Raw genomic sequence first — 22814 nt, forward strand, 5'->3', positions numbered from 1 at the left:
GTAAAATGCCACTTTATCATATGGATGTATATAGAATGGAAGAAAGTGATGAAGACTTAGGATTTGAAGAATATTTTTCTGGAAGTGGTATAACAGTGGTTGAATGGCCTCAGTTTATTAAAGATTTTTTACCTGAAGCGCTTTTAAAAATCACCATTAAACACACTGGAGAAAATGCCAGGAAAATTCAATTAGAACCTATTGGGTCACACTTTGAAAATTTATGCAAGGAGATTATACAATAAATGAAAGTTTTAGCTATAGATACGTCGAATTACACTCTAGGGGTTGCTTTAGCTGATAGCGGTAATATAATTGGTGAGCATATGACTTACCTAAAGAAAAATCACTCTGTGCGTCTCATGCCAGCAGTGGAAAATCTATTGGCAGAATGTGATACTAAGGCCAGTGAATTGTCAAAACTAGTTGTTGCGAAAGGACCAGGATCATATACAGGTGTTCGAATTGGTGTAACCGTAGCAAAAACAATGGCTTGGACATTACAGATTCCATTAGTCGGTATTTCCAGTTTAGAAGTGTTAGCTGGAAATGGAAGGTATTTTGAAGGTAATATATGTCCTCTTTTTGATGCAAGAAGAGGACAAATCTATACGGGACTATATAAAAGTGATGGGTCTAATATTATTCCATTGAAAGAAGATACGAATGTTCTAGCAACTACATGGGCCGAGGAATTAAAGAACTACGAGGGAAATACATTATTTATAGGAAACGATAGTACCATACATAAAGAGGCAATACAGTCTATTATGGGAGAGCAAGCAATCTTTTCACCATATATTTTAAATAATCCGCGACCAAGTGAATTGATTGGAATGGCTGAGAATAAAGAAAATGAAGATTTACATAGTTTTGTTCCAAACTATGTTCGTTTAGTTGAGGCTGAGAAAAAATGGCTTGAAGCTAATAAAAACAGTAAATAATGCAGGATGTTCGGTTTTGGCTAATACTAACTAAAGCAGAGATGGCATCGAAAGTAAATTTTTATGTGAGTGTTTAAAAGCAGCACTAACATAACTCGTTTAGCTCTTAACAAGCGCAATTTAATAAAAGTGGGGAAGCAATATGAATTTTCGAATGATGAAGTGGGAAGATTTAGACGAGGTTATGGAGATAGAACGTGCCTCCTTCACACTACCTTGGAAACGGGAAGCATACGAAAATGAGCTTTTACATAATCAGTATGCCAGGTACATTGTATTAGAGCATGAAGGTCATATTGCTGGTTATTGTGGTATGTGGTTAGTGATTGATGAAGCACATATAACAAATGTGGCAATATCACCGAGCTACCGTGGTAAAAAATTAGGGGATGCTATTATGCGTTACGCTTTGCAGTTTGCATATCAGCATGGAGCTGCGACAGCTACCTTAGAAGTCCGGATCTCGAATATGGTGGCACGGAATTTATATAAGAAACTAGGATTCCTTGAAGGTGGAATTCGGAAACACTATTATCAAGATAATGGTGAAGATGCTATAGTAATGTGGGTGAAATTACGTTGAAAAATGATCAGTATATTTTAGGTATAGAAACGAGCTGTGATGAAACAGCCGTTGCTATTGTGAAAAATGGTAAAGAAATTATTGCGAATGTGGTAGCATCACAAATCGAAAGTCATAAGCGATTTGGGGGCGTAGTCCCTGAGATTGCGTCCCGACATCATGTTGAACAGGTTACCATTGTGTTAGAAGAAGCATTTACACAGGCTAACCTTACGATAGATGATATAGATGCTATTGCTGTAACAGAAGGACCAGGGTTAGTGGGTGCCTTATTAATTGGTGTAAATGCTGCTAAGGCCTTAGCTTTATGCCATAACAAACCGTTAGTGGGCGTTCATCATATCGCAGGGCATATTTATGCGAATCAATTTGTCACAGAGATGACCTTTCCATTGCTAGCACTTGTCGTGTCCGGTGGTCATACAGAATTAATTTATATGAAGGAGCATGCCTCTTTTGATGTGATTGGTGAAACGCTTGATGATGCAGCAGGCGAAGCTTATGATAAGGTGGCGCGCACATTAAATTTGCCATATCCAGGGGGCCCTCATATTGACCGTTTAGCACATGAGGGAGAGGCAACTATAAATTTACCACGAGCATGGTTAGGGGAAGGTTCGTTTAATTTTAGCTTTAGTGGTTTGAAATCAGCTGTTATCAATACTCTTCACAATGCTGAACAGCGTGGAGAAACAATTGATCCGAAAAATTTAGCGGCTAGCTTTCAAGCTAGTGTGATAGAAGTGCTTGTAAAAAAGACGTATGATGCAGCGCAACAATATAATGTTAAGCAAGTTCTGTTAGCAGGTGGTGTTGCTGCAAATAAGGGACTACGAGCAGCACTCACGGATGCCTTCCAAAATAGTGATATAGAGTTAGTTATTCCACCATTATCACTATGTACAGACAATGCTGCTATGATAGCATCTGTCGGAACTGTCCTATACAACAAAGGTGTACGTGGTGATATGACGATGAATGGTCAACCGGGACTTGACTTATAATAAACAAAATGTAAGAGGCCTCTGTAAAAAGGCCTCTTTTGAACATAGGAAATATGGTCTCTCACTCAAAAGATGTCAGGTCACCGCGTAATACCACACCATTCGCATTAGTGCTCTTCTAAATATAAAATGAGTAATGCTGAGATACTTTTTTAAGTATCTCACATACTGTTTTGCCAGCCACAGTATATAAAATGGGTACTAGCTCAACTTATATATATATTTCTTAAGCAAGTCTCACTATCTATATAGTTGCAATATGACATACGGGCAAATCAATGTGATAAGTGCTAACCCAAAAATAAAAGTGCCGGCAAATTTATTTTTTTGTGTTTTGAACACAACATAGCCATAGCCTGCTGTATAGATAGTAACTATAATACCTATTAAATAAATAGTGAATGTTAACACTTTAATCCCTCACTTTTTCTAAGTCTGAGTTTCGAATGATTTTTCCATATCGTATATTTTCAATATCAAAGCTTACATTTATATGAGCATTAGGATATATTTTTTTACTCCAATCGGCTTCTTCATATGCAGGTACCGTTAAAAAATATTTACGGACATACAATGACCAATAGAAAGGGTCTCCTTTATACTCCTCTTGTGTTTTTTTTATAAACTTATTAAATCTCTCATTCAAACCGTCACGGATGGATCGTCTTAACTCTTCACGATTCTCTTTTAATGAATAGTTCACTAAGCTAGGCACGGCCACTATCTCTAAATCAATTGCGACAGAAACATTAATCTCAGTGGGTCTATCTTTATAGTATTTTAAATCTACTAGGGTCGGTTTCTTTTTAATGACCCTTGTTGAAACGTAATACTTCTCATTAACAGGATCAGGATATGTGGCAAGCATATCTTTAATATTCAACGTATTATCAAGGATTAAACAAAGCCGTGTCATTTCACCATTAATAACATCAATCATCTGCCCTTCTTTGAAAACAGCAGATCCAATAAATTGTGTTTGATTGCCGCCCTTTTGCGGTACATTCCCGGCTATATACCTATCTTCCATACCGTCCATTTTTTTTTCGCCTTCAACTTTCGTAGTCGCATACATAGCAAGAAATAAATCAGCATCCCCTTCTGTTAACTGAAAAAAACGATGTACCGTTGATTCTGGGATAATACCTGTCTCTTTAGCGCGATTTATCATAAATTGATAATATTTATGGGGGCGTGTTTCTAAAGCTGGTTTATTATTTTGTAAAAAATCGCTAGCCTTTTCTTTCGATACAATGATTTGTACGCCTCTACGGAGCTCTCGTGATCGCATTGCTGACTGGATAATACGTATAAAATCTTTAGAGCGAGCTAATTCTTCAGATACGATTAGAACTTTTGTGTGATCAAGTGTGATATCACGAGAAATAAAAGAGTTAGCAGTATTTTTAGCAGTAATAAAATCATTTGCTAGTAATGTGACAGTCTCCTTAGCTTGTTCTTGTGTACTACCACCAGCAAGAGTAGACCCTACTTCAGGGTTGGCAATCTGAAAAGTAACCCAAACATTTTGTTTCTCTCCCTTATATAAATCTAACCCTATTGCCATTACATACGCCTGTTCTTCCAATTCTTTTTTATCCATACAGCCTGTCATGATAGCCATGAGAACAACCGCCCATAAAAGCTTACGCACCATCTTTTTTTAAATCCCCTTTCCATTTCGCAACGCCCCATAACAATATTGGAAGAAGCAACAAAGGTCCAGTTGATACATTAATCAATAAGTCTCGATAAACAAGTACATTTACAACTGGGTTTTCAGGAATTAGTGAAACCGTGATAATAATAAACGATATTGGTAAAAGTAGATTTTTAGGGTCTTTTATTTTGAGAACAGCAGCAAGTAACCATGATGTAAAGTATATGTACACAATAAAACGTATCAATGCTGCGAGAAGCCAAAAAGTGAAAAAATAAGTTTCTAAGTTCGTAAAAAAGTTTCCAAGGGATACATAATTACCAACCTCTTGAAACATGAACGCAATTTTATCAATCGATTTATAATCAAATATAGTGCAATACACCATAAACGAGATAGTAATTTCAAATATGACAAACATGCTTCCTATGTACATTCCTCTGTGGAAATCTTTTGGAGTATGAAACGATGTATAAGCCAGTGTAAAAATAATTAGTTCACCAAAAAGAGCGCCTTTCTTAATTCCTTCCCAAGCTAGCACATCAAAGCCCGGACCAAAAATAGGGAATAGTCGCTGCCAAATTGTTTCTTTAAATGATAAAAAAATTAACACAATGAGTGCTAATTTTATATAGGGTAAAATGAGCCATGATGTTTGACCGATAACCTGGAACCCTTTTCTTGCACCGAAGTAGCACGTTCCAATAAAAATAAAAAGTACAAGTAAAATGGGGCTTGATTCAAAGAACATAGTAGTTATCTCATCGATATAACTACGAGTATCAATTATGGTCGCAGTAAAGGATACAAAAAAAAGTGAAAGGCCAACAACAAAACCAATGTATTTTCCGAGTAAGTGATTAATAAGCTCTATTAAGTTTTTATTTTGATACGCTCTTAATACGCGTAAAAGTATGATTATCGAGGGAAACATCACGATAAAAGAGATAATAGGAATTATCCAAAGAGCATTCTGGCCTTTTTGTGCAAGCAGGGACGGTGTCATATCGGCAAGCTTGACACCGACAACAAGCATTATCATAGCTGAAAGCTCTCTCATACCAATTTTCTTTTGAGGATTAAATGAACTCATATTACCTCTCCATTAACTTTTCTTTTGTAAATCTTCAGGTTTTAAATACCCAGGTCGATACGTCTCTTTTTGTAGAATGCGTCGAAATATCGTATCACCACCTGATTTGTAATGGGGTGATTTAGGAGCAAAATACGGAACTCCAAATGAATGTAAGGAAACCATATACATAAGCCACATTGTAAAGATTACAACTAAACCGTAAATGCCAAAGAGTCCTCCCGCTATGATAAACATAAATCTACTTAAGCGAATCGTGAAATTGAAGCTAACATCAGCCACGGCGAACGAGGAAAGACCTGATAGTGCTGTGACTATTACAATAATGGGACTAATAACATTCGCTTCCACGACAGCTTGCCCTAATATTAATGCTCCGACAATGCCTATCGTTGGCCCTAACGGTTTAGGTATTCTCAATCCTGCTTCTCGAATTAATTCAAAAGCAAATTCCATAATAAGCAACTCGATAATACCCGGAAAAGGTACACGTTCACGAGCATTTGCTAGTGCCAATAATAAATCTGGCGGAATCATCTCACTATGATAATTGGTAATAGCTATATATCCTGCTGAGACAAACAACGTGATAAAAAAAGCTACAGCTCGTAAGCCTCTTGTAAAGTTCGCATATAAAAATCGTAAATAGTGATCTTCTGGTGAATGAAAAAATGACCAAAAGGTAACAGGTAAAATTAAGCATGCGGATGAATTTTCCTTTAATAACACAAGATACCCGTCTTCTATAAAAGCAGCAGCTCTATCAGGGCGCTCTGTATACAAAATACTAGGCATTAATGAATAAGGTCGCTCTTCAATGTATTGTTCTAGCATTTCAATGCTACGAACGCTATCAACATCAATGTTTTTCAGTCTTTGTTTCAAAGTTTCTAAAATATTATCGTTTAGTAAATCTTTCATGTAAACGAGGGCGACAACATCTCGCATTCGTTTGCCAATTGGTGCCGTTTCTATTACGAGCGTTTCTGTTTGTAGTCGTTTGCGAATGAGCGATATATTTACGGCAAGGGATTCTGTGAAAGCCTCTTTTGGCCCGCGAAGTAGGTTCTCATTGTCAGCTGTTGCAATGCTTCGATGCTTAAAATTAGCTACATTTAGTGCTAAACCTTCTATCTCATCATCTAGTAATAAAACAGCATTGCCACTTGTAATTTGTGTTGTTAGTTCATTAAAGCTTGTTATAGTTTGCATAGCCTCAATTGTGAGTATAGATGGGATAGACGGCCCAGTCTCTTCAAGTAAAGGCTTAATTACTGCTTCTTGAAGCTTTAGTTCATTTACAGCTGAACGAAAAAAGAAAAGGGCACCCTTTTTCCCAGTAGATTTTATATCTAATGTACGAATGGTAAAGTCACTGTTAATGGATGATGAAAATAACTCTTTTATAATATCGGTGTTTTCTTGTAAATCAGCTGAAATCTTTTTATCTTTCTCCATCGACAAAGCGTTCACATCCTTATACATATAAATATAGTGTCTACGGTAACTTAAAAAGATATTCATATAGGATTGTGTACAATGTTATCCACAACTGTGGAGATCTGACAGATACATTGATATATAAGACTTTAGAAAACAGTGAAAAATGTGGATAAGTTGCTTATGTTTTGTGGATAATGTGGAAAAGTACGTGAATAACTGTATTGTTGGGAAATAATCTGTGTATGAGAGTGTGTATAACTTTTTTGTAGTTAAATAAAAAAACGCTGGGTTATCCCCAGCGTACACATATATCTACAATTTTTCCTGTAGTTCTTCCCATTCCTCCATTAAGGAAAGCAAGGTTTCTTGTGCGGTTTCATTTTGTTGATGAAGCTCCAAAGATTTTTGATGGTCCTGAAACACGTCAGGCTCACATAAAAGCTGCTCATTTTTTTCAATAAGACTCTCTAATTCTTCAATTTTTGATTCAATTTCCTCGATACGACGAGAGATTTGTCGTTCGCGTTTTTTCGCTTCTTTATCTTTTTCATAGCTTGTAGAGGCAGGCTTAGCTTCAACAACAGTCTGCTTAGCTGTTTGAAGCTCAAGAATTTCATCTTTTTTTTCAAGGTAATAATCGTAATCACCGAGAAACTCTTGAAGCCCTGTTGGGGATAACTCAAATACCTTCGTTGCAATTCTATTAATAAAATAACGGTCATGAGATACGAATAAAATAGTTCCTGGATAATCAATTAATGCATTTTCAAGGACTTCTTTACTATCTAAATCCAAGTGATTAGTCGGCTCATCTAGTATAAGTAAGTTCGCTTTTTGCATCATAAGTTTTGATAGCGCTAAACGAGCCTTTTCTCCACCGCTTAAGGAAGTGACAGGCTTTAAAACATCATCTCCGCTGAAAAGAAAGTTTCCAAGAACCGTCCGAATGTCCTTTTCAGGATGGAGCGGGTATTCATCCCAGAGTTCTTTTAATACGGTTTTATTAGAAGATAAGTTTGCTTGCTCTTGGTCGTAATACCCAACGCTCACATTTGAGCCTAACTTAATATCACCGTTCACTTCTGCTTTAATATGCAAATTTGTCAAAGCCTTTAAAAGTGTAGATTTACCTATCCCGTTAGGCCCAACTAATGCTACGCTATCACTTCGTTTTAAAGCAAAAGATACTCCTTTAATAACAGGATTACTGTCATAAGCGACAGAAAGGTCATGAGCTTGTAATACTTCATTTCCACTTTGTTTTTCAATAGAGAATGAAAAAGTCGCTGATTTCTCATCACCTAACGGTTTGTCGAGCTTGTCCATTCGTTGTAGCTGCTTACGCCTACTTTGCGCTCGTTTAGTGGTAGAGGCACGTGCCAAATTTCGTTGGACAAAATCTTCGAGCTTTGCTATTTCTCCTTGTTGTTTTTCAAATGCTTTTAAGTCTTGCTCGTAGTTTTGTGCCCGAATCTCCAAGTACTTCGAGTAATTACCAATGTATTTCTTAGATGTTGTGCGTGACAGTTCATATACTTGTGTGACGACACTATCAAGAAAATATCTATCATGAGAAACAATTAATATAGCACCAGGATAGCCTTGTAAATATTGTTCAAGCCAATTTAATGTTTCAATATCTAAGTGGTTAGTCGGCTCATCTAATATTAAAAGCTGTGGCTTTGTGAGCAACAGCTTGCCAAGTGCGAGGCGTGTTTTCTGCCCTCCACTAAGAGATGAGATTGGTGTATTATAATCAAAGTCTGCAAAATTCAAGCCATGAAGTACCGCGCGGATTTCTGCTTCATATTGATAGCCACCTATTTCTTGAAAGGTAACCTGTAATAGATCGTATTCCTTTAAAAGTTTTTCGTATGCAGCGGTTGTTGGGTCAACGGATCCATCACTCATCGTTTGTTCCAATTGGCGCAACTTTTTCTCCATATTTCTCACATCATCAAATACTTGAAGTAGTTCAGACCAAATGGATTGCGTAGATTCAAGTCCCGTATCTTGAGCAAGGTAGCCAATTTCAATATGTTTTGGTTTAATAATGTCACCACTATCATAGCTCATGTACCCAGCAATAATTTTTAGTAAAGTTGATTTGCCTGTGCCGTTACGGCCTACCAATGCAATACGATCACGAGATTGTACCTCGAGCTTAATATTTGATAATATAGTTTCGGCACCAAATGATTTATATAATTGATTAACTTGTAAAATGATCATGTGATTCACCTCATACTTCCTAGGTGCTAACAAACAGGACACGGATATGCGTTAGAGTATATACTAATCCTGCAAAGCTATGAAATCTGGGATATAATAATGTTGAAAGAATAACAAATCAACAACAGTGAAATCCCCCATATTTCCCTAAAAAATTTCTTTATTTATACATCCTATAGTTTAGCGCATCAGGGGGTTAGGAGCAACAAAACTGCAATTTAGTGAAATTAATCACAAACATAAGGACAAATGAGCGGAAATAGTGTATATTCAAAGTATAACAGTATGGAAGCGCTAACCAAATTTTTGTGTGTTGTGCATCCTAATTTATCAATAAACCGAACTAACATATAAAGAAAGTATTGTTGGAGAAGGGAGGAAGCTCTATGACGCAAGAACATCAATCAAAAATTCCTCAAGCAACTGCAAAACGTTTACCTTTGTATTATCGTTTTATTAAAAATTTACATGCGTCTGGTAAGCAAAGAGTATCATCAGCAGAATTAAGTGAAGCCGTAAAAGTGGATTCAGCAACAATACGTCGAGACTTTTCCTATTTTGGCGCATTAGGAAAAAAAGGCTACGGTTACAATGTGAATTACTTGCTTTCATTTTTCAGAAAAACGTTAGATCAAGATGAGCTTACATTAGTTGCACTAATTGGTGTGGGTAACTTAGGTACAGCGTTTGTAAATTACAATTTTAGTAAAAATAATAATACAAAAATAGAAATGGCTTTTGACGTGGCAGAGGATAAAGTTAGTCAAGAAATTGGTGGGGTACCAATCTATCATATGGATGACCTTGAAAAGCATATTAATGGCAACGTTGATGTGGCTATTTTAACAGTTCCGTCTGCTGTTGCACAAAGTATAACAGATAGACTTGTGAAGATTGGTATAAAAGGTATATTAAACTTCACACCAGCACGTTTAAATGTACCATCTAATATACGTGTACATCATATTGATTTAGCTGTTGAGTTACAATCGCTTGTATACTTTCTTAAGCATTATTCGACTGAGTAAATGTAAAATGGTGAAGACTACTTTGTTAGTAGCCCTCACCATTTTTTGTTTTCTTTTTTAATAATTTTCGTTGAAGCATGAAGCTCCTAAGAGCTGTTCCGATATCTAATGCCGCGAAGACCATTAAGAAAACAGTTGAAAATGTCCACATGCCACCTGTTTTGGCACTTTGAATAGCTAGTAAAAGGAATAGAATGCCCAATATTAAATAGAGCATCCCACCTACATTAATCGAAATCTTCATTGAAATAATCCCCCAATAATAGCTTGCACTTGCTGCATTTGCTCCCAATCTTGAATCATTTTCTCAATATCATCCCCATAGATGAACTGCATAGAGACAGCTATTGTGTTCATAGCTACATGTGCCATGATAGGAACGATAATTCGATTTGTTTTTACATATAAGAACGCAAATACAAGTCCCATAGCTGTATATACAAGCGTATGCTTAAGGTCCATATGAATAACAGCAAAGATAAGAGAGCTTATAATCGCCGCTATAAAAAAGTTTGTTCTTTTATATAATGACCCAAAAATGATTTTTCGAAATATTAATTCCTCTAAAATTGGTGCCACTATAGAAGTGACAATAATAAATAACGGAGCCGCTTTAACTATTTCCATAATCATTTGCGTATTTTCCGAACCTGGTTTAATGCCAAGTAAATTTGTTTCAATATTTACAGCAATTCCTTGCGCAAACATCGCTAGGAAGATACCTAAAATACTCCAAACAATGGTAGATGAAAGTGATGCTTTTTCTGCACGAAATGGCTCATTATTCAAATCGTGTCGTAGCAAAAATAATATAATAATAAGACCTACTATAAAGCTGAAAATCGACCAGTTAGACACAATTTGGAAATATACTTGCTCAAATTGCTCACTTTCACTATCCACACCCTGTGTAATTAATAAAATTGGAACGACAATGAGACTTGATAGTTGCATAATTGCATATGTTAAAACAACCAACCAATATGTTTTTTTCAAAGTGTTTTCTCCTTTAATGTATATTATATATTTTTGAGTGCATGACCCCGAAGAGTAGTGCATGTAATACTCGTTAAATATTTGCACCTGTTTAGTTATTTTATCATATTCCGGGTCCTATTCTAAAATTATGTAACATACAATGTTTATATTTCTCAATTAGTGCAATAATCTATGATGGTTAATGAAATCTCAAATTTTTTATACATATCACTTGCAAAATAAAATGAGATTCATTAATATATAAATTGTGTTAGCACTCATCTGAGTAGAGTGCTAACAAAAAATCTTGTATAAAAAATTTAAATCATTTGAGGAGGTTGTTTCACCTTGTTAAAGCCATTAGGAGATCGCATTGTAATTGAGCTTGTAGAGCAAGAAGAAAAAACTGCTAGCGGTATTGTTTTACCGGATTCTGCTAAGGAAAAGCCGCAGGAAGGTAGAGTAGTATCTGTAGGTTCTGGCCGTGTTCTTGACAGCGGGGAAAAAGTAGCTGTTGAAGTAGCAGAAGGCGATCGTATCATCTTCTCAAAATATGCAGGCACAGAAGTTAAGTATGATGGGAAAGAATTTTTGATTTTGCGTGAAAGCGACATTTTAGCTGTTATTGGATAATTATTAATGTTTGCGTGAAAGCGTAATAGTTTATTTGATAATTATTGCCAATACAATTATATCATAGGCAAGAATAGAAAACTTACTTAAACAATAATCAGGGAGGTACTTTTATATGGCTAAGGAAATTAAATTTAGTGAAGAAGCTCGTCGTTCCATGCTACGTGGTGTGGACGCTTTAGCTAACGCAGTAAAAGTGACACTTGGACCTAAAGGTCGTAACGTAGTTCTTGAGAAAAAATTTGGTTCACCACTTATTACAAATGATGGTGTAACAATTGCAAAAGAAATTGAATTAGAAGATGCATTCGAAAACATGGGTGCAAAGCTAGTAGCAGAAGTAGCTAGCAAAACAAATGACGTTGCTGGTGACGGTACTACGACTGCAACTGTTCTAGCACAAGCTATGATTCGTGAAGGATTAAAGAACGTAACTGCGGGTGCTAACCCAATGGGCGTGCGTAAAGGGATTGAGAAAGCTGTTGCTGTAGCAATTGAAGAGCTTCAAGCTATTTCTAAGCCAATCGAAGGCAAAGAGTCTATCGCACAAGTTGCTGCTATCTCTTCAGCAGATGAAGAAGTTGGGCAATTAATCGCAGAAGCTATGGAACGCGTTGGTAACGATGGTGTTATCACAATCGAAGAATCAAAAGGTTTCACAACTGAATTAGAAGTAGTAGAAGGTATGCAGTTCGATCGTGGATATGCTTCACCATACATGGTAACTGATTCAGACAAAATGGAAGCTGTTCTTGAGAATCCATATGTATTAATTACTGATAAGAAGATTGGTAACATCCAAGAAATCCTACCAGTATTAGAGCAAGTGGTTCAACAAGGTAAGCCACTATTAATCGTTGCTGAAGACGTAGAAGGCGAAGCTCTTGCTACTTTAGTAGTGAACAAACTTCGTGGTACATTCAACGCTGTTGCTGTTAAAGCTCCGGGCTTTGGTGATCGTCGTAAAGCAATGTTAGAAGACATCGCTATCTTAACTGGTGGTGAAGTGATTACAGAAGAATTAGGTCGTGACCTTAAATCCGCGACTATTGATTCATTAGGTCGTGCTTCTAAAATTGTTGTTACAAAAGAAAACACAACAATTGTTGAAGGTGCTGGTGACTCAGCTGCAATCGGTGGCCGTGTAAGCCAAATCCGTGCTCAATTAGAAGAAACTACTTCTGAGTTTGATAAAGAAAAATTACAAGAGCGCTTAGCTAAATTAGCTGGTGGCGTAGCAGTTATCAAAGTTGGTGCTGCAACTGAAACTGAATTAAAAGAGCGTAAACTACGCATCGAAGACGCCCTAAACTCTACTCGTGCAGCAGTAGAAGAAGGTATCGTATCTGGTGGTGGTACAGCTTTAGTTAACGTATATAAAAAGGTTGCTTCTATTGAAGCTGAAGGTGATACAGCAACTGGTATCAACATCGTATTACGTGCGCTTGAAGAGCCAGTTCGTCAAATCGCACACAACGCTGGTCTTGAAGGATCTGTTGTTGTTGAGCGCCTGAAGAAAGAAGACCTTGGTGTTGGTTTCAACGCTGCTACTGGCGAGTGGGTTAACATGATCGACGCTGGTATCGTGGACCCAACTAAAGTTACACGTTCAGCACTTCAAAACGCTGCATCTGTATCTGCTATGTTCTTAACAACAGAAGCAGTAGTAGCTGACATCCCAGAAGAAGGCGGCGGCGGTATGCCAGATATGAGCGGCATGGGCGGCATGGGTGGAATGGGCGGCATGATGTAATAACGCCCTCAAACCCTTGATATGAGTGGGTTTTTGAGTAAGGTTAGAGTGAAATGCTAACATTTTGCTAACATTGAGGATTTTAACGGAGGCTTCTCATTAGTTCACCGAACTTTTGAGAGGCTTCTTTTTTCATTTCTTGGGTGACATGGAGGTACACATTTTTCGTAATTTGATCGTCTGTATGACCAAGCCGATCCATAATTTGTTCGAGTGATACACGCGCTTCGGCAAGCAACGAAGTGTGAGTGTGCCTAAGACTGTGCGGAGTTAAATCTTCATTAAGGCAGGCAATTTTAAGCAGCCTTTTCATTCGATCTCGAACGTTCTTAATCACGATTGGATAGCCGTACTGTCGTTGCATTTTGGCAAAGATAAAATCTTGGTTATAGTAAGAATCCCCTAACCGCTCGATTACCTCATCTTGAACCTTCTTATGCTCCTGCAACGCATTGATGACATCTTCATCCACAATGATTTTCCTGCGTGATTTTCTTGTCTTTGGTGTACCCAATTGATATTTAAGTGCATTGTTACTTGGATTGTAGCAGGTTTTCGTGATGTTGATGGTGTGGTTCACAAAATCGATATCCTTCCACTTGAGGGCGATTAGTTCCCCGGCTCGAATACCTGAATAGGAAAGAATAAGAAATGCCAAGTAATCGTGTTCCAAGCCATTTTCCTTAGCAGTTTTTAAAAATAACGCAAGCTCTTCTTTTTCTAGGTAGTTGGGAACTTCCTCTTCTTCTAATTGTTCAATTGTTTTTTTATCTTTCTTAACATAAGCAAATTCTGTAGGGTCTTTTTTGAGCAGTTCTAATTCTAATGCTTTACGGAAAATCATTCTTCCTGTACGATTGACCCCGTCTCTTGTACTATCTGAATATCCTTTTTCCTTTAAGTCATTTAGCGCATCTTGATACATTTTTCTGTTTATGTCTTTTAATTTTAGCTGTGAAAAATAAGGTAACAACTTACTGATTTCATGTTTTCGTACTCTAATGGTTCCGGGCTTTACGTCTTTTGCTTCGCTGTAGACAGTAAGCCACTCTTTTGCAAAATCGCTAAAGATCTTATCTGTTTCCTCTAAATATGTTCCTTGGTTCAATTCATGAATTAGAGTGGCAGCAGTTTCTACAGCTTCTTGTTTAGTACTAAAGCCGCTTTTTACCTTCTGCTTTCTCTTACCGGTGAGTGGATCAAATCCTATATCAACGGTGAACGCCCACTTTGAACCACAAGTGCATTTTTTCTTCTTGCAAGTGCAGTTCCTTCGGTAGAAATGACCTTTCATTTCATTAAAAAACCTCGCTTTCCTAGTGAATTTTGTTACAGCCATCATTATTCCCACTTTGCAATTGGATAACCCCTCCGCTAAAATTGAAGAAAGATGAAGTAAAGTTCAATAAATCATTAGGAGAAGTGAAAATGAAATTTATTTATTTTAATGACACTGGCAGAGAGGTAAAGGTACACCCAGCGACCTTCATTAATGGATGTATAGGTTTGAAAGAGCCTATTAAACATTTAGAGCAAAGACTTTTTGAATTACCAGATGATACTTTTCCTTGGGTTAAGATGTGGGATTATGGAGAAGTTGGGTTAAGAATTTTAATAACACCAATGAAAGAAGTTGAATAAAAAGATGTTAGGAAAAAATAATGCACAATAACTATTATGTAAATGAAAGCAAATCATAAAATTTGCTTTCGAGAGAGTAAAATAGCTCAATCTTCTAATAAATTACTAAATTTATCTGAAGCTGCCCTTTTCACTTCCGTCGTGAAATGAAGATATACTTTTCTAGTTATATTTTCGTCATATTGTCCTAAACGATCCATAATCTCTTCAAGAGTTGCCCCAGCTTGAGCAAGAAGGGACGTATGTGTATGACGAAGTGAATGTGGAGTAAGTTTTGTATTTAGTTTTGAAAATTTTAATAACCTATTCATTCTGTATTCAACTAACTTAATTAAAATGGGAAATCCCGGATAACGGTAGAAGTTAGCAAACACATATCCGTAGTCAGAGTACCTCTCCCCTAAACGACGTAGCAATAACTCCTGCTCTGTTTTGTGTTTTATTAATGCTTTTATTACTGCTGAATCTATAGCTATTTTGCGACGTGATCTTAATGTTTTTGGTGGAACAAGTTGATAGTTAACAGTATTGTTTTTCTTGTTATAGTAAGTCTTAGTAATTCGAATTGTTTTAGCCTTAAAGTCAATATCTTTCCATTGGAGTGAAACCAGTTCTCCGACACGCATACCAGTTCGGGCTAGTGTAGTAAATATGACATCATCCATATATATTCCCTTTTCTTTAGCGGTATCTAAGAATTTTAAAAGCTCTTCTTTTTCAAAGAACTTTGGCAGTTCTTCTCCTTCATCAATGATTGTTTGTTTATCCTTTCTGATAAAGGCATTTACTGTCGGACTTTCATCTAATAGTTTTTTATTTTTAGCAAATTTAAATATCATCCCCCCTGTAGTGTGAATGCCTTCTAACGTACTTTTAGCTAAGCCTTTAATCTTTAGGTCATCTAATGCATCTTGATAATTTTTTTCTGTAATATCTTTTACCTTTAGATAGGCAAAGTAAGGCATTAATTTACTAATACTATATTCCCTATTATCTATAGTACCGGGCTTAGGGGCATTTCTATCAATATAGTATGTTAACCATTTCTGAGTAAAATCTTTAAAGATGATATCTTCATCAATGAAATCCCCGTTTTTTATTTTTCTTAGATATGCTTCAGCAGCCATACGAGCATCTTGCTCTGTCATAAAGCCCCCCTTAGTTTTTTGTTTTCTATTACCATTTTCAGGATGAATACCCACGTCAATAACGTAAGTCCACTTTTTATTACAAGTGCAATTGCCTACCTCGCACTCGCATCCTCTTCTAAAAAAAGTCCCTTTCAATTTATATTACCTCACTATCGTTAGTATTTTTATTTAGGGGGAGGAATAGTTGTCTGGCCCCCCCATTCAATGATGTTTATTTACTTACTTTTTTTCTCTTTTTGTTGCGTAATCCAAAGTTTAAGATCTACCTTATCTACACGTTTTGAAATACCGATTTCAAAGTTTGGTATTCCCCCTTTATCAATATGGGTTTGAAATAGTTCATAGACTCTCCTTCTAGAAATCCCAAGAAATTGTGAAATATGAATTGCTGTCAAAGTATCTGGGAGTGAGTCCCAAGTTTTATATTTGTGTGTGTGTTGCATAATTAGTAAGCCTCCATTTTATTTATTAATTTTTAATATAAAGTGTTGTTATGAATTTTCCGGATAAATTCTGAAACATTATAATCGCTGATTTTCGCCGTTTTAAGTCCTTCACTGAAATTTTCTCAAATAAATATAAAATACTCTAAACCAAAGGAATTATTTACATTCCTTAATTCAATAGACAGTTCTTATAAATCAGAGCATAAATTGTGATATATTGTAAGGTAAGAGAGTTTATTTGAAGGGATGAATTAAATGAGTAAGCTTACATTGCAAGAATTAGAGAAGACATTATGGGGTGCGGCTGATATTCTTCGTGGGGAATTAAACGCAGCTGTTTATAAAGATTATATTTTTGGTTTAATGTTTCTAAAGCGAATGAACGATCAATTTTCTATTGAACGCGAAACAAAAAAAGAAGAGTTTGTTTCTCAAGGGATGGATTTGGAAGAAGTAGAAATATTACTAGAAGAGCCAACTATGTATGAAACGTTCTTTGTGCCTGCTGCAGCTCGCTGGGACAAGCTAAAGAACCTTACATTAAATATTGGTCCAGAATTAGATAAGGCTTTCAAAGCTATTGAAGATGAACCTAAGAATGCAGAGTTAATAGGAGTACTTACTACGGCTAACTACAATGATAAAGAACGTGTTCCAGATAAGAAACTATCACAATTATTGCTACTATTTGATAAACACAACTTAGCTTATGAAAATTTAGAGAACCCTGATGTACTTGGTGATGCATACCAATATTTAATTAAACAGTTTGCTGATGATGGAGGTACTAAGGGTGGTGAATTCTACACTCCTCGTGAAGTAGTAAAAGTATTGGTAAACATTCTAAAGCCACAAGAAGGAGACAGAATTTACGATCCAACAGTTGGTAGTGGCGGTATGTTGATAGAATCTATGCACTACATAAAAGAGCATGGTGGAAATGAAAGAAACGTGTCCCTGTTTGGTCAAGAAATTAACCTAAGTACATGGGCGATTTGTAAGATGAATATGCTATTCCATTTTGCTAGAGGTGCAGATATTCGTAAAGGTGATACTATACGTAATCCAATGCACACTGAAGGTGGAGTACTGAAAACTTTCGATATCATTCTAGCTAATCCTCCATTTTCACTTAAAAACTGGGGAATAGAAGAAGCAGAAAATGATGCTTATAATCGTTTTACTTACGGAGTACCACCTAAGTCATATGGAGATTTAGGGTTTGTTTCTCATATGGTTACAAGTTTAAACCAAAAAGGTAAATTAGGGACCGTTGTACCACATGGGGTTTTATTTCGTGGCGGAGCAGAAGGTCAAATTCGGAAAGGATATCTAAAGGATGACCTAATAGACGCTATAATTGGTCTACCGTCAAATGTGTTTTACGGCACAGGTATCCCAGCAGCATTAATTGTTATAAATAAAAATAAACCTTTTGAACGCAAAAATAAAGTTTTGTTTATAGATGCAAGTCAAGAATTTATTAAAGATGGAAATAAAAATAAAATTCGTGAAAAAGATATTGATAAGATCTGTTCAACGTTTAATTCCTTTAAAAGTGTAGAAAAGTATTCCCGAATAGTTAAATTAGAGGAAATTAAAGAGAATGACTATAATTTAAATATTAGTAGGTATGTAGACGTATCTAATAAAGAAGAAGAAATAAACATAGACGAAGTTCTAATAGAGATTAAGAAAATAAAAGAAAAGAGTCTATTGAATGATTATAAGTTAAACAATTATCTACAAGAACTTGGTTATAGGGAATTATAAAAGAATAGGTGAAAAAACATGACAAAAACAGTAAATTTTAATGAAGTTTATGAATTGCCTGAAGATTGGTTAATTAATCCCTTGGATGAAATATGTGAAAAAATATTTGTTGGAATAGCGACTTCAACTACTAATTCCTATACAGAAGCTGGAGTGCCTATAATTAGGAATCAAAATATAAAAGCAGATAAGTTAGATGACTCTGATATATTAATGATTACAAATGACTTTAGTGAGTCAAATAAGAGCAAAATGCTTCTAGAAGGAGATATATTAACTGTTCGAACAGGATATCCCGGTGTGTCCTGTGTTGTTCCAAAAGAATATGAGGGGTCACACTCATTTACAACGCTAATTAGTAGACCTAATTTCAATAAAGTCTTACCTAAGTATCTTTCAAGATTTATTAACTCAGAAGTAGGAAAGAAAGCAATTAATAGTGTGAAGGCAGGAGGGGCGCAACAAAATTTAAATGTTTCTGTTTTCTCTAAAATACCTATAGTCTTACCTCCTATTAAAGAGCAGGGGAAAATTGTCCAAATCTTATCAACAGTTGATGAGCAAATAGACAGTACAGAACAGCTTATTAAACAGACAAATAAACTGAAAAAGGGGCTAATGCAAAAGTTACTAACAAAGGGAATTGGACACACTGAATTTAAGAAGACTGTAGTTGGGGAGATTCCACTTGGTTGGGAAGTGAAAAAACTAGGAGAACTAGCAAAGTATAGAAGAGGTAGTTTCCCTCAACCTTATAACTTACCTGAATGGTATGATGATGTGAATGGTATGCCTTTTGTTCAGGTTTATGATGTTGACACAAACTTTAAGTTAAAGGAAACTACAAAGCGTAGGATTTCTAGACTAGGTGCTAAATCGAGCGTGTTTGCAAAGAAAGGTACAGTAATAATAACTCTACAAGGTACTTTAGGTAGGACGGCTATTACTCAGTACGATGCATATATAGATAGAACGCTTCTATTATTCACGGAGTACTTATACCCAATTGATAGGATATACTTTATGTATGCATTAAACCTATTATTTGAAAGTGAGAAAAAGAAAGCTGATGGTGGAGTTATAAAAACCATAACTAAAGAAACATTAACCAAATTTACATTAGCTGTACCTCCTTTATATGAACAAAAAAAGATTGCTGGTATTCTTTCATCAGTGGATGAACAAATTGAAAATTACACAATAAAAAAAGAAAAGCTTGAACAACTTAAAGTAGGTCTAATGCAGCAACTACTTACAGGGAAAATTCGTGTGAATAATTAATGGGGGATTCTTATGGCTTCTTATTTAGGAAATGAAGAAACGCTTGTTGAGTTACCAGCCATAGATTATCTTCAGAACAAGCTACAATATCAATTTATTCACGGTGATAAGTTAACACCAGAACATAAAGAACGTGAGTCGATGAATGAAGTTATTCTTTTTAATCGATTAGAAAATGCAATTAAACGTTTAAATCCTTGGATAGAGGAAGCAAATCTAAATAAGGCAGTTCGCTTTCTATCAAGAGCAGAACAACTTGGAACCAACTTGCTAGAAATAAATGAACGTATCTATGATGCTTTGGTTAACTTAAATTACGCAGTTGACCAAGATATAGATGGCTCGGGTAAAAAGAGTTTTCATACCGTGAAGTTTATTGATTGGAGTAATATTGAGAACAATGATTTTCTAGTAACAAGGCAGTTTGTAATCCAAGGTCCAAATGAAAAAATTATTCCTGATATTGTTATATTTATGAATGGAATACCTATTGTTGTATTGGAATGTAAATCTCCGTTTTTAGAAAAAGGAAAAAATGAGAAAATAGGTAAGAAGGCTGCCTTTGATCAATTAAGAAGATATATGGATTTAAGAGATTCGGATCGTATTGAGGGTGCGCCTCGCTTATTCTATACGAATTTTTTTACAGGTATATTAAATAAATATAGAGCGTACGTTGGCACGATAAGCTCACAATACACTCACTATGTTGAATGGAAAGATCCTTATCCCTACAAAAAAGAACAAATAGAAGACGTTGGAAATAATGGTCAAAATGTATTCCTTCAAGGTTTATTAGAGAAACATAACTTGTTAGATATTCTGCAAAATTTCTTATTATTTGAGGTTGATACAACTTCCTCTAGAAAAATAAAAAAGATAAGCCGCTATCAACAGTTTCGTGCAGTAAATAAAGCTCTTGATAGGTTGGTTTACGGAAGAGATACAGTTTCTCGTGGCGGTGTAATTTGGCACACACAGGGTTCTGGTAAATCACTAACTATGGTTCTTCTTGCAAGGAAAATAAGAAGAATGCAAGAACTGTCTGATGCAACCATTGTCGTTGTAACAGACCGCGTTGATTTAGATAAACAGATTTATCAAACGTTTCTTAGAACTTTATCAACTATAACTACACCAGTCCGTGCTGATAAGGTTAGTAGTATGAAAGAGTTACTTTCAAATGCACAGCCACAAATTATTATGACTACAATACACAAGTTTCAAAGTGATGAAGAAGAGCAGGAAGTCTTAAAAGATGCAACTCAACCAACTGGGTTGCACCTTGAAAAAGAATTCCCTGTTCTGACGCTGAAATCAAATGTCATTGTCATGGCTGATGAAGCACACCGTAGTCAATATAAAGGTTTTGCACGTAATATGCGCCATGCTTTACCGAACGCAGCATTTATTGGTTTTACTGGTACACCCATTGAAAAAGAAGATAAATCTACACCTCGTACTTTTGGTTCCTATATCGATAAGTATGGTATTCAGGAAGCCGTTAATGATGGTGCAACGGTACGAATTGTCTATGAAGGGCGAAGACCGGACCTTCAAGTAAAGGCTGACACGCTAGAGCAGCTATTTGATAATGCTTTCGAGGATAGAACCGATGAAGAAAAAGAAGCTATCAAACAAAAATATGCAAATAAAAAGGCGATTGTTGAGGCTGACGAGAGAATTGATGATATAGCGAAGGATATGCTTCATCATTACAAAGAGTATATATATCCTAATGGGTTTAAGGCTCAGATTGTTTGTGTTTCTCGTGAAGCGGTTGTCAAATACTACAATGCGTTAAACAAGCATATGAAAGATATTATGGGTGAGGAATTAGAAGTTAAAGTTATCTTTTCAGGCAGCTTAAATGACCCACCTCATCTTAAAGAGCATTTCACTACGAAAGCTGAGCAGGAAGAGATTATTAGTAAGTTTACAAGACCTATTTTCGAAAATAAGCTGTGCTTTATTATAGTAAAAGATATGTTGCTAACAGGGTTCGATGCACCGATTGAGCAGGTAATGTACTTAGATAGACCGTTAAAAGAACATAATCTTTTACAGGCTATCGCTCGTGTTAACCGTACGTTTGGAGATAAGAAGAAGTGCGGCTATGTAGTAGATTATTATGGTATTTCCAATCATCTTGAAGAAGCCTTAAAGATTTTTGATAAAGAAGATTTAGGTGAACCAATGGAATCACTAGATGGTGTTCACAAGCAAATGCTTTCTTATCGTGAAGCTGTCATGGGAATGTTTAAGGGGCTTGGAAAAGATAATTTGGATCAGTTAGTTAAGCAATTGGAGCCAGAAGACAAACGAGCTGAATTTGAACTTGCATATAAGCGATTTGCTAGTACGATGGAACAACTTATGCCGGGTCATGTATCTACTGACAATACCAATGATTTAAAATGGTTATCTTATATACGTGCAGCTGCTAAGGCTAGGTTTGAACCTGATACAAAGTTAGATATTGCTGATTGTGGTGAAAAGGTTCGGAAGATCATTAACGAACACTTAACTTCTCAAGGTGTTCAACAATGGATAAAGCCAATCACTCTTTTTGACCAAGACTACCAAACTAAACTTGAAACTCTAAAGTCAGATGAGGCAATAGCTTCAAGCATGGAACACGCTGTTAAGCACGTCATAAGCGTTAAAATGGACGATAATCCAGTTTATTACACATCCTTATTAGAAAAACTCCAGCAGATTCTTGAAGATACAAGGAACAATTGGGAAGAAAGAAAGAAGCAACTAGAGGAATTTATTAATAAAGATGTAAAAAAGGGTGAAACTGAAGAAGCAGAAGCACTCGGATTATCAAAGAAAGAGTATGCATTCTTTGAAGTAATTAAAAAGCATTTGCTTGATCCAGAAGAGAATACTCAAGCGGGACAAGCAAAAGAGGCATCTGAATTATACATTAGTCAAGAAATTATTGATCTATCAAAGGAAATGGCTCAAAATGTGGCTGACATTGTGGCTAATACTTGGGTTGTTGATTGGACAACTAACCCTTCTAAGACAGCAGATATTGAACGTTCTATCTTTATGATGTTAACGACGAAGTACTTCAAGCAAATTAAACTAGAAGTTAGAAAACAATTGGTTGGTCCTCTCCTACAACTAGCGAAAAAGCACTTTGCATCGAAAGAATAAGAG

General features: G+C 35.9%; 21 protein-coding genes (1 of these 21 running past the window's edge). 11 read left to right on the top strand and 10 right to left on the bottom strand.

Translation table 11 applies throughout. The features are described 5' to 3' along the window. The 4 genes from tsaE to tsaD form a co-directional block, all read left to right on the top strand. On the top strand, positions 1-245 hold the 3' portion of the coding sequence (tsaE, locus tag EJF36_RS01450; RefSeq protein WP_125904673.1) for a tRNA (adenosine(37)-N6)-threonylcarbamoyltransferase complex ATPase subunit type 1 TsaE. 211 nt of this gene lie to the left of the window's left edge; 245 of the gene's 456 nt are visible here — the last part of the coding sequence; the start codon falls outside the window, past its left edge; it ends in the stop codon at positions 243-245. Then, positions 246-944: a tRNA (adenosine(37)-N6)-threonylcarbamoyltransferase complex dimerization subunit type 1 TsaB gene (gene tsaB, locus EJF36_RS01455; RefSeq protein WP_125904674.1), complete on the top strand. Its 699-nt coding sequence runs from the start codon at positions 246-248 to the stop codon at positions 942-944. Between the two features lie 142 nt (positions 945-1086). Next, positions 1087-1527, top strand: coding sequence for a ribosomal protein S18-alanine N-acetyltransferase (gene rimI / locus EJF36_RS01460; RefSeq protein WP_260471799.1), 441 nt, complete (start codon positions 1087-1089; stop codon positions 1525-1527). Then, complete coding sequence (tsaD, locus tag EJF36_RS01465; protein WP_125908217.1) at positions 1518-2531, top strand: tRNA (adenosine(37)-N6)-threonylcarbamoyltransferase complex transferase subunit TsaD; 1014 nt, start codon at positions 1518-1520, stop codon at positions 2529-2531. Before rimI ends, tsaD begins: the two co-directional genes overlap by 10 nt. A 240-nt stretch (positions 2532-2771) precedes the next feature. Here tsaD and EJF36_RS21365 read toward each other — a convergent pair whose 3' ends face one another. The 5 genes from EJF36_RS21365 to EJF36_RS01485 all read right to left on the bottom strand — a co-directional run bounded on the left by EJF36_RS21365 (position 2772) and on the right by EJF36_RS01485 (position 8959). Beyond that, on the bottom strand, positions 2772-2942 hold the full coding sequence (locus EJF36_RS21365; protein ID WP_185806780.1) for a hypothetical protein: 171 nt from the start codon (positions 2940-2942) through the stop codon (positions 2772-2774). Between the two features lies 1 nt (position 2943). Continuing rightward, a complete protein-coding gene (locus EJF36_RS01470; RefSeq protein WP_125904675.1) occupies positions 2944-4188 on the bottom strand; it encodes a Ger(x)C family spore germination protein in 1245 nt (414 codons plus the stop codon). Beyond that, on the bottom strand, positions 4178-5284 hold the full coding sequence (locus tag EJF36_RS01475; RefSeq protein WP_125904676.1) for a GerAB/ArcD/ProY family transporter: 1107 nt from the start codon (positions 5282-5284) through the stop codon (positions 4178-4180). The genes EJF36_RS01470 and EJF36_RS01475 overlap by 11 nt, the downstream gene beginning before the upstream one ends. 12 nt (positions 5285-5296) lie before the next feature. Beyond that, complete coding sequence (locus EJF36_RS01480) at positions 5297-6742, bottom strand: spore germination protein (protein ID WP_125908218.1); 1446 nt, start codon at positions 6740-6742, stop codon at positions 5297-5299. Positions 6743-7039: 297 nt separating this feature from the next. Next, positions 7040-8959 (bottom strand): ABC-F family ATP-binding cassette domain-containing protein, encoded by a 1920-nt coding sequence (locus EJF36_RS01485; protein WP_125904677.1) that lies wholly within the window; start codon positions 8957-8959, stop codon positions 7040-7042. 386 nt (positions 8960-9345) lie between these two features. Between EJF36_RS01485 and EJF36_RS01490 the strand changes: the two genes are divergently transcribed. Then, entirely contained in the window at positions 9346-9987 is a 642-nt protein-coding gene (locus EJF36_RS01490; protein WP_125904678.1) for a redox-sensing transcriptional repressor Rex, read from the top strand. Positions 9988-10012: 25 nt separating this feature from the next. Here the strand turns inward: EJF36_RS01490 and EJF36_RS01495 are convergent, their stop codons facing one another. Continuing rightward, on the bottom strand, positions 10013-10231 hold the full coding sequence (locus EJF36_RS01495; protein WP_125904679.1) for a DUF4305 domain-containing protein: 219 nt from the start codon (positions 10229-10231) through the stop codon (positions 10013-10015). Next, positions 10228-10983 carry a CPBP family intramembrane glutamic endopeptidase gene (locus EJF36_RS01500; RefSeq protein WP_125904680.1) on the bottom strand — a complete coding sequence of 252 codons (756 nt, stop codon included), beginning with the start codon at positions 10981-10983 and terminating at the stop codon, positions 10228-10230. The genes EJF36_RS01495 and EJF36_RS01500 overlap by 4 nt, the downstream gene beginning before the upstream one ends. 330 nt (positions 10984-11313) lie before the next feature. Between EJF36_RS01500 and groES the strand changes: the two genes are divergently transcribed. Both groES and groL read left to right on the top strand, forming a co-directional pair. Next, positions 11314-11598 (top strand): co-chaperone GroES, encoded by a 285-nt coding sequence (gene groES, locus EJF36_RS01505; protein WP_125904681.1) that lies wholly within the window; start codon positions 11314-11316, stop codon positions 11596-11598. Positions 11599-11713: 115 nt separating this feature from the next. Next, on the top strand, positions 11714-13351 hold the full coding sequence (gene groL, locus EJF36_RS01510; RefSeq protein ID WP_125904682.1) for a chaperonin GroEL: 1638 nt from the start codon (positions 11714-11716) through the stop codon (positions 13349-13351). 82 nt (positions 13352-13433) lie between these two features. On the opposite strand, the gene EJF36_RS01515 is transcribed toward groL, so the two are convergent. Further along, entirely contained in the window at positions 13434-14645 is a 1212-nt protein-coding gene (locus EJF36_RS01515; protein ID WP_125908219.1) for a site-specific integrase, read from the bottom strand. A gap of 134 nt (positions 14646-14779) precedes the next feature. On the opposite strand from EJF36_RS01515, the gene EJF36_RS01520 reads away from it, so the two are divergent. Beyond that, positions 14780-14992 (top strand): hypothetical protein, encoded by a 213-nt coding sequence (locus EJF36_RS01520; RefSeq protein WP_125904683.1) that lies wholly within the window; start codon positions 14780-14782, stop codon positions 14990-14992. A gap of 86 nt (positions 14993-15078) precedes the next feature. On the opposite strand, the gene EJF36_RS01525 is transcribed toward EJF36_RS01520, so the two are convergent. Next, on the bottom strand, positions 15079-16278 hold the full coding sequence (locus EJF36_RS01525; RefSeq protein WP_125904684.1) for a site-specific integrase: 1200 nt from the start codon (positions 16276-16278) through the stop codon (positions 15079-15081). 80 nt (positions 16279-16358) lie between these two features. Continuing rightward, positions 16359-16586 (bottom strand): helix-turn-helix domain-containing protein, encoded by a 228-nt coding sequence (locus EJF36_RS01530; protein WP_125904685.1) that lies wholly within the window; start codon positions 16584-16586, stop codon positions 16359-16361. Between the two features lie 258 nt (positions 16587-16844). Here EJF36_RS01530 and EJF36_RS01535 point away from each other — a divergent pair, with 258 nt between their 5' ends. From EJF36_RS01535 to EJF36_RS01545, 3 genes are read left to right on the top strand one after another with little or no spacing between them, the layout of a single operon-like run. After that, positions 16845-18362: a type I restriction-modification system subunit M gene (locus EJF36_RS01535; protein ID WP_125904686.1), complete on the top strand. Its 1518-nt coding sequence runs from the start codon at positions 16845-16847 to the stop codon at positions 18360-18362. An 18-nt stretch (positions 18363-18380) separates the two neighbouring features. After that, positions 18381-19643 (top strand): restriction endonuclease subunit S, encoded by a 1263-nt coding sequence (locus tag EJF36_RS01540; protein WP_125904687.1) that lies wholly within the window; start codon positions 18381-18383, stop codon positions 19641-19643. A 12-nt stretch (positions 19644-19655) separates the two neighbouring features. After that, complete coding sequence (locus EJF36_RS01545; RefSeq protein ID WP_125904688.1) at positions 19656-22811, top strand: type I restriction endonuclease subunit R; 3156 nt, start codon at positions 19656-19658, stop codon at positions 22809-22811. The last annotated feature ends 3 nt before the right edge of the window (positions 22812-22814 follow it).

The organism is Bacillus sp. HMF5848 (assembly GCF_003944835.1).
GTDB lineage: Bacteria > Bacillota > Bacilli > Bacillales > HMF5848 > HMF5848.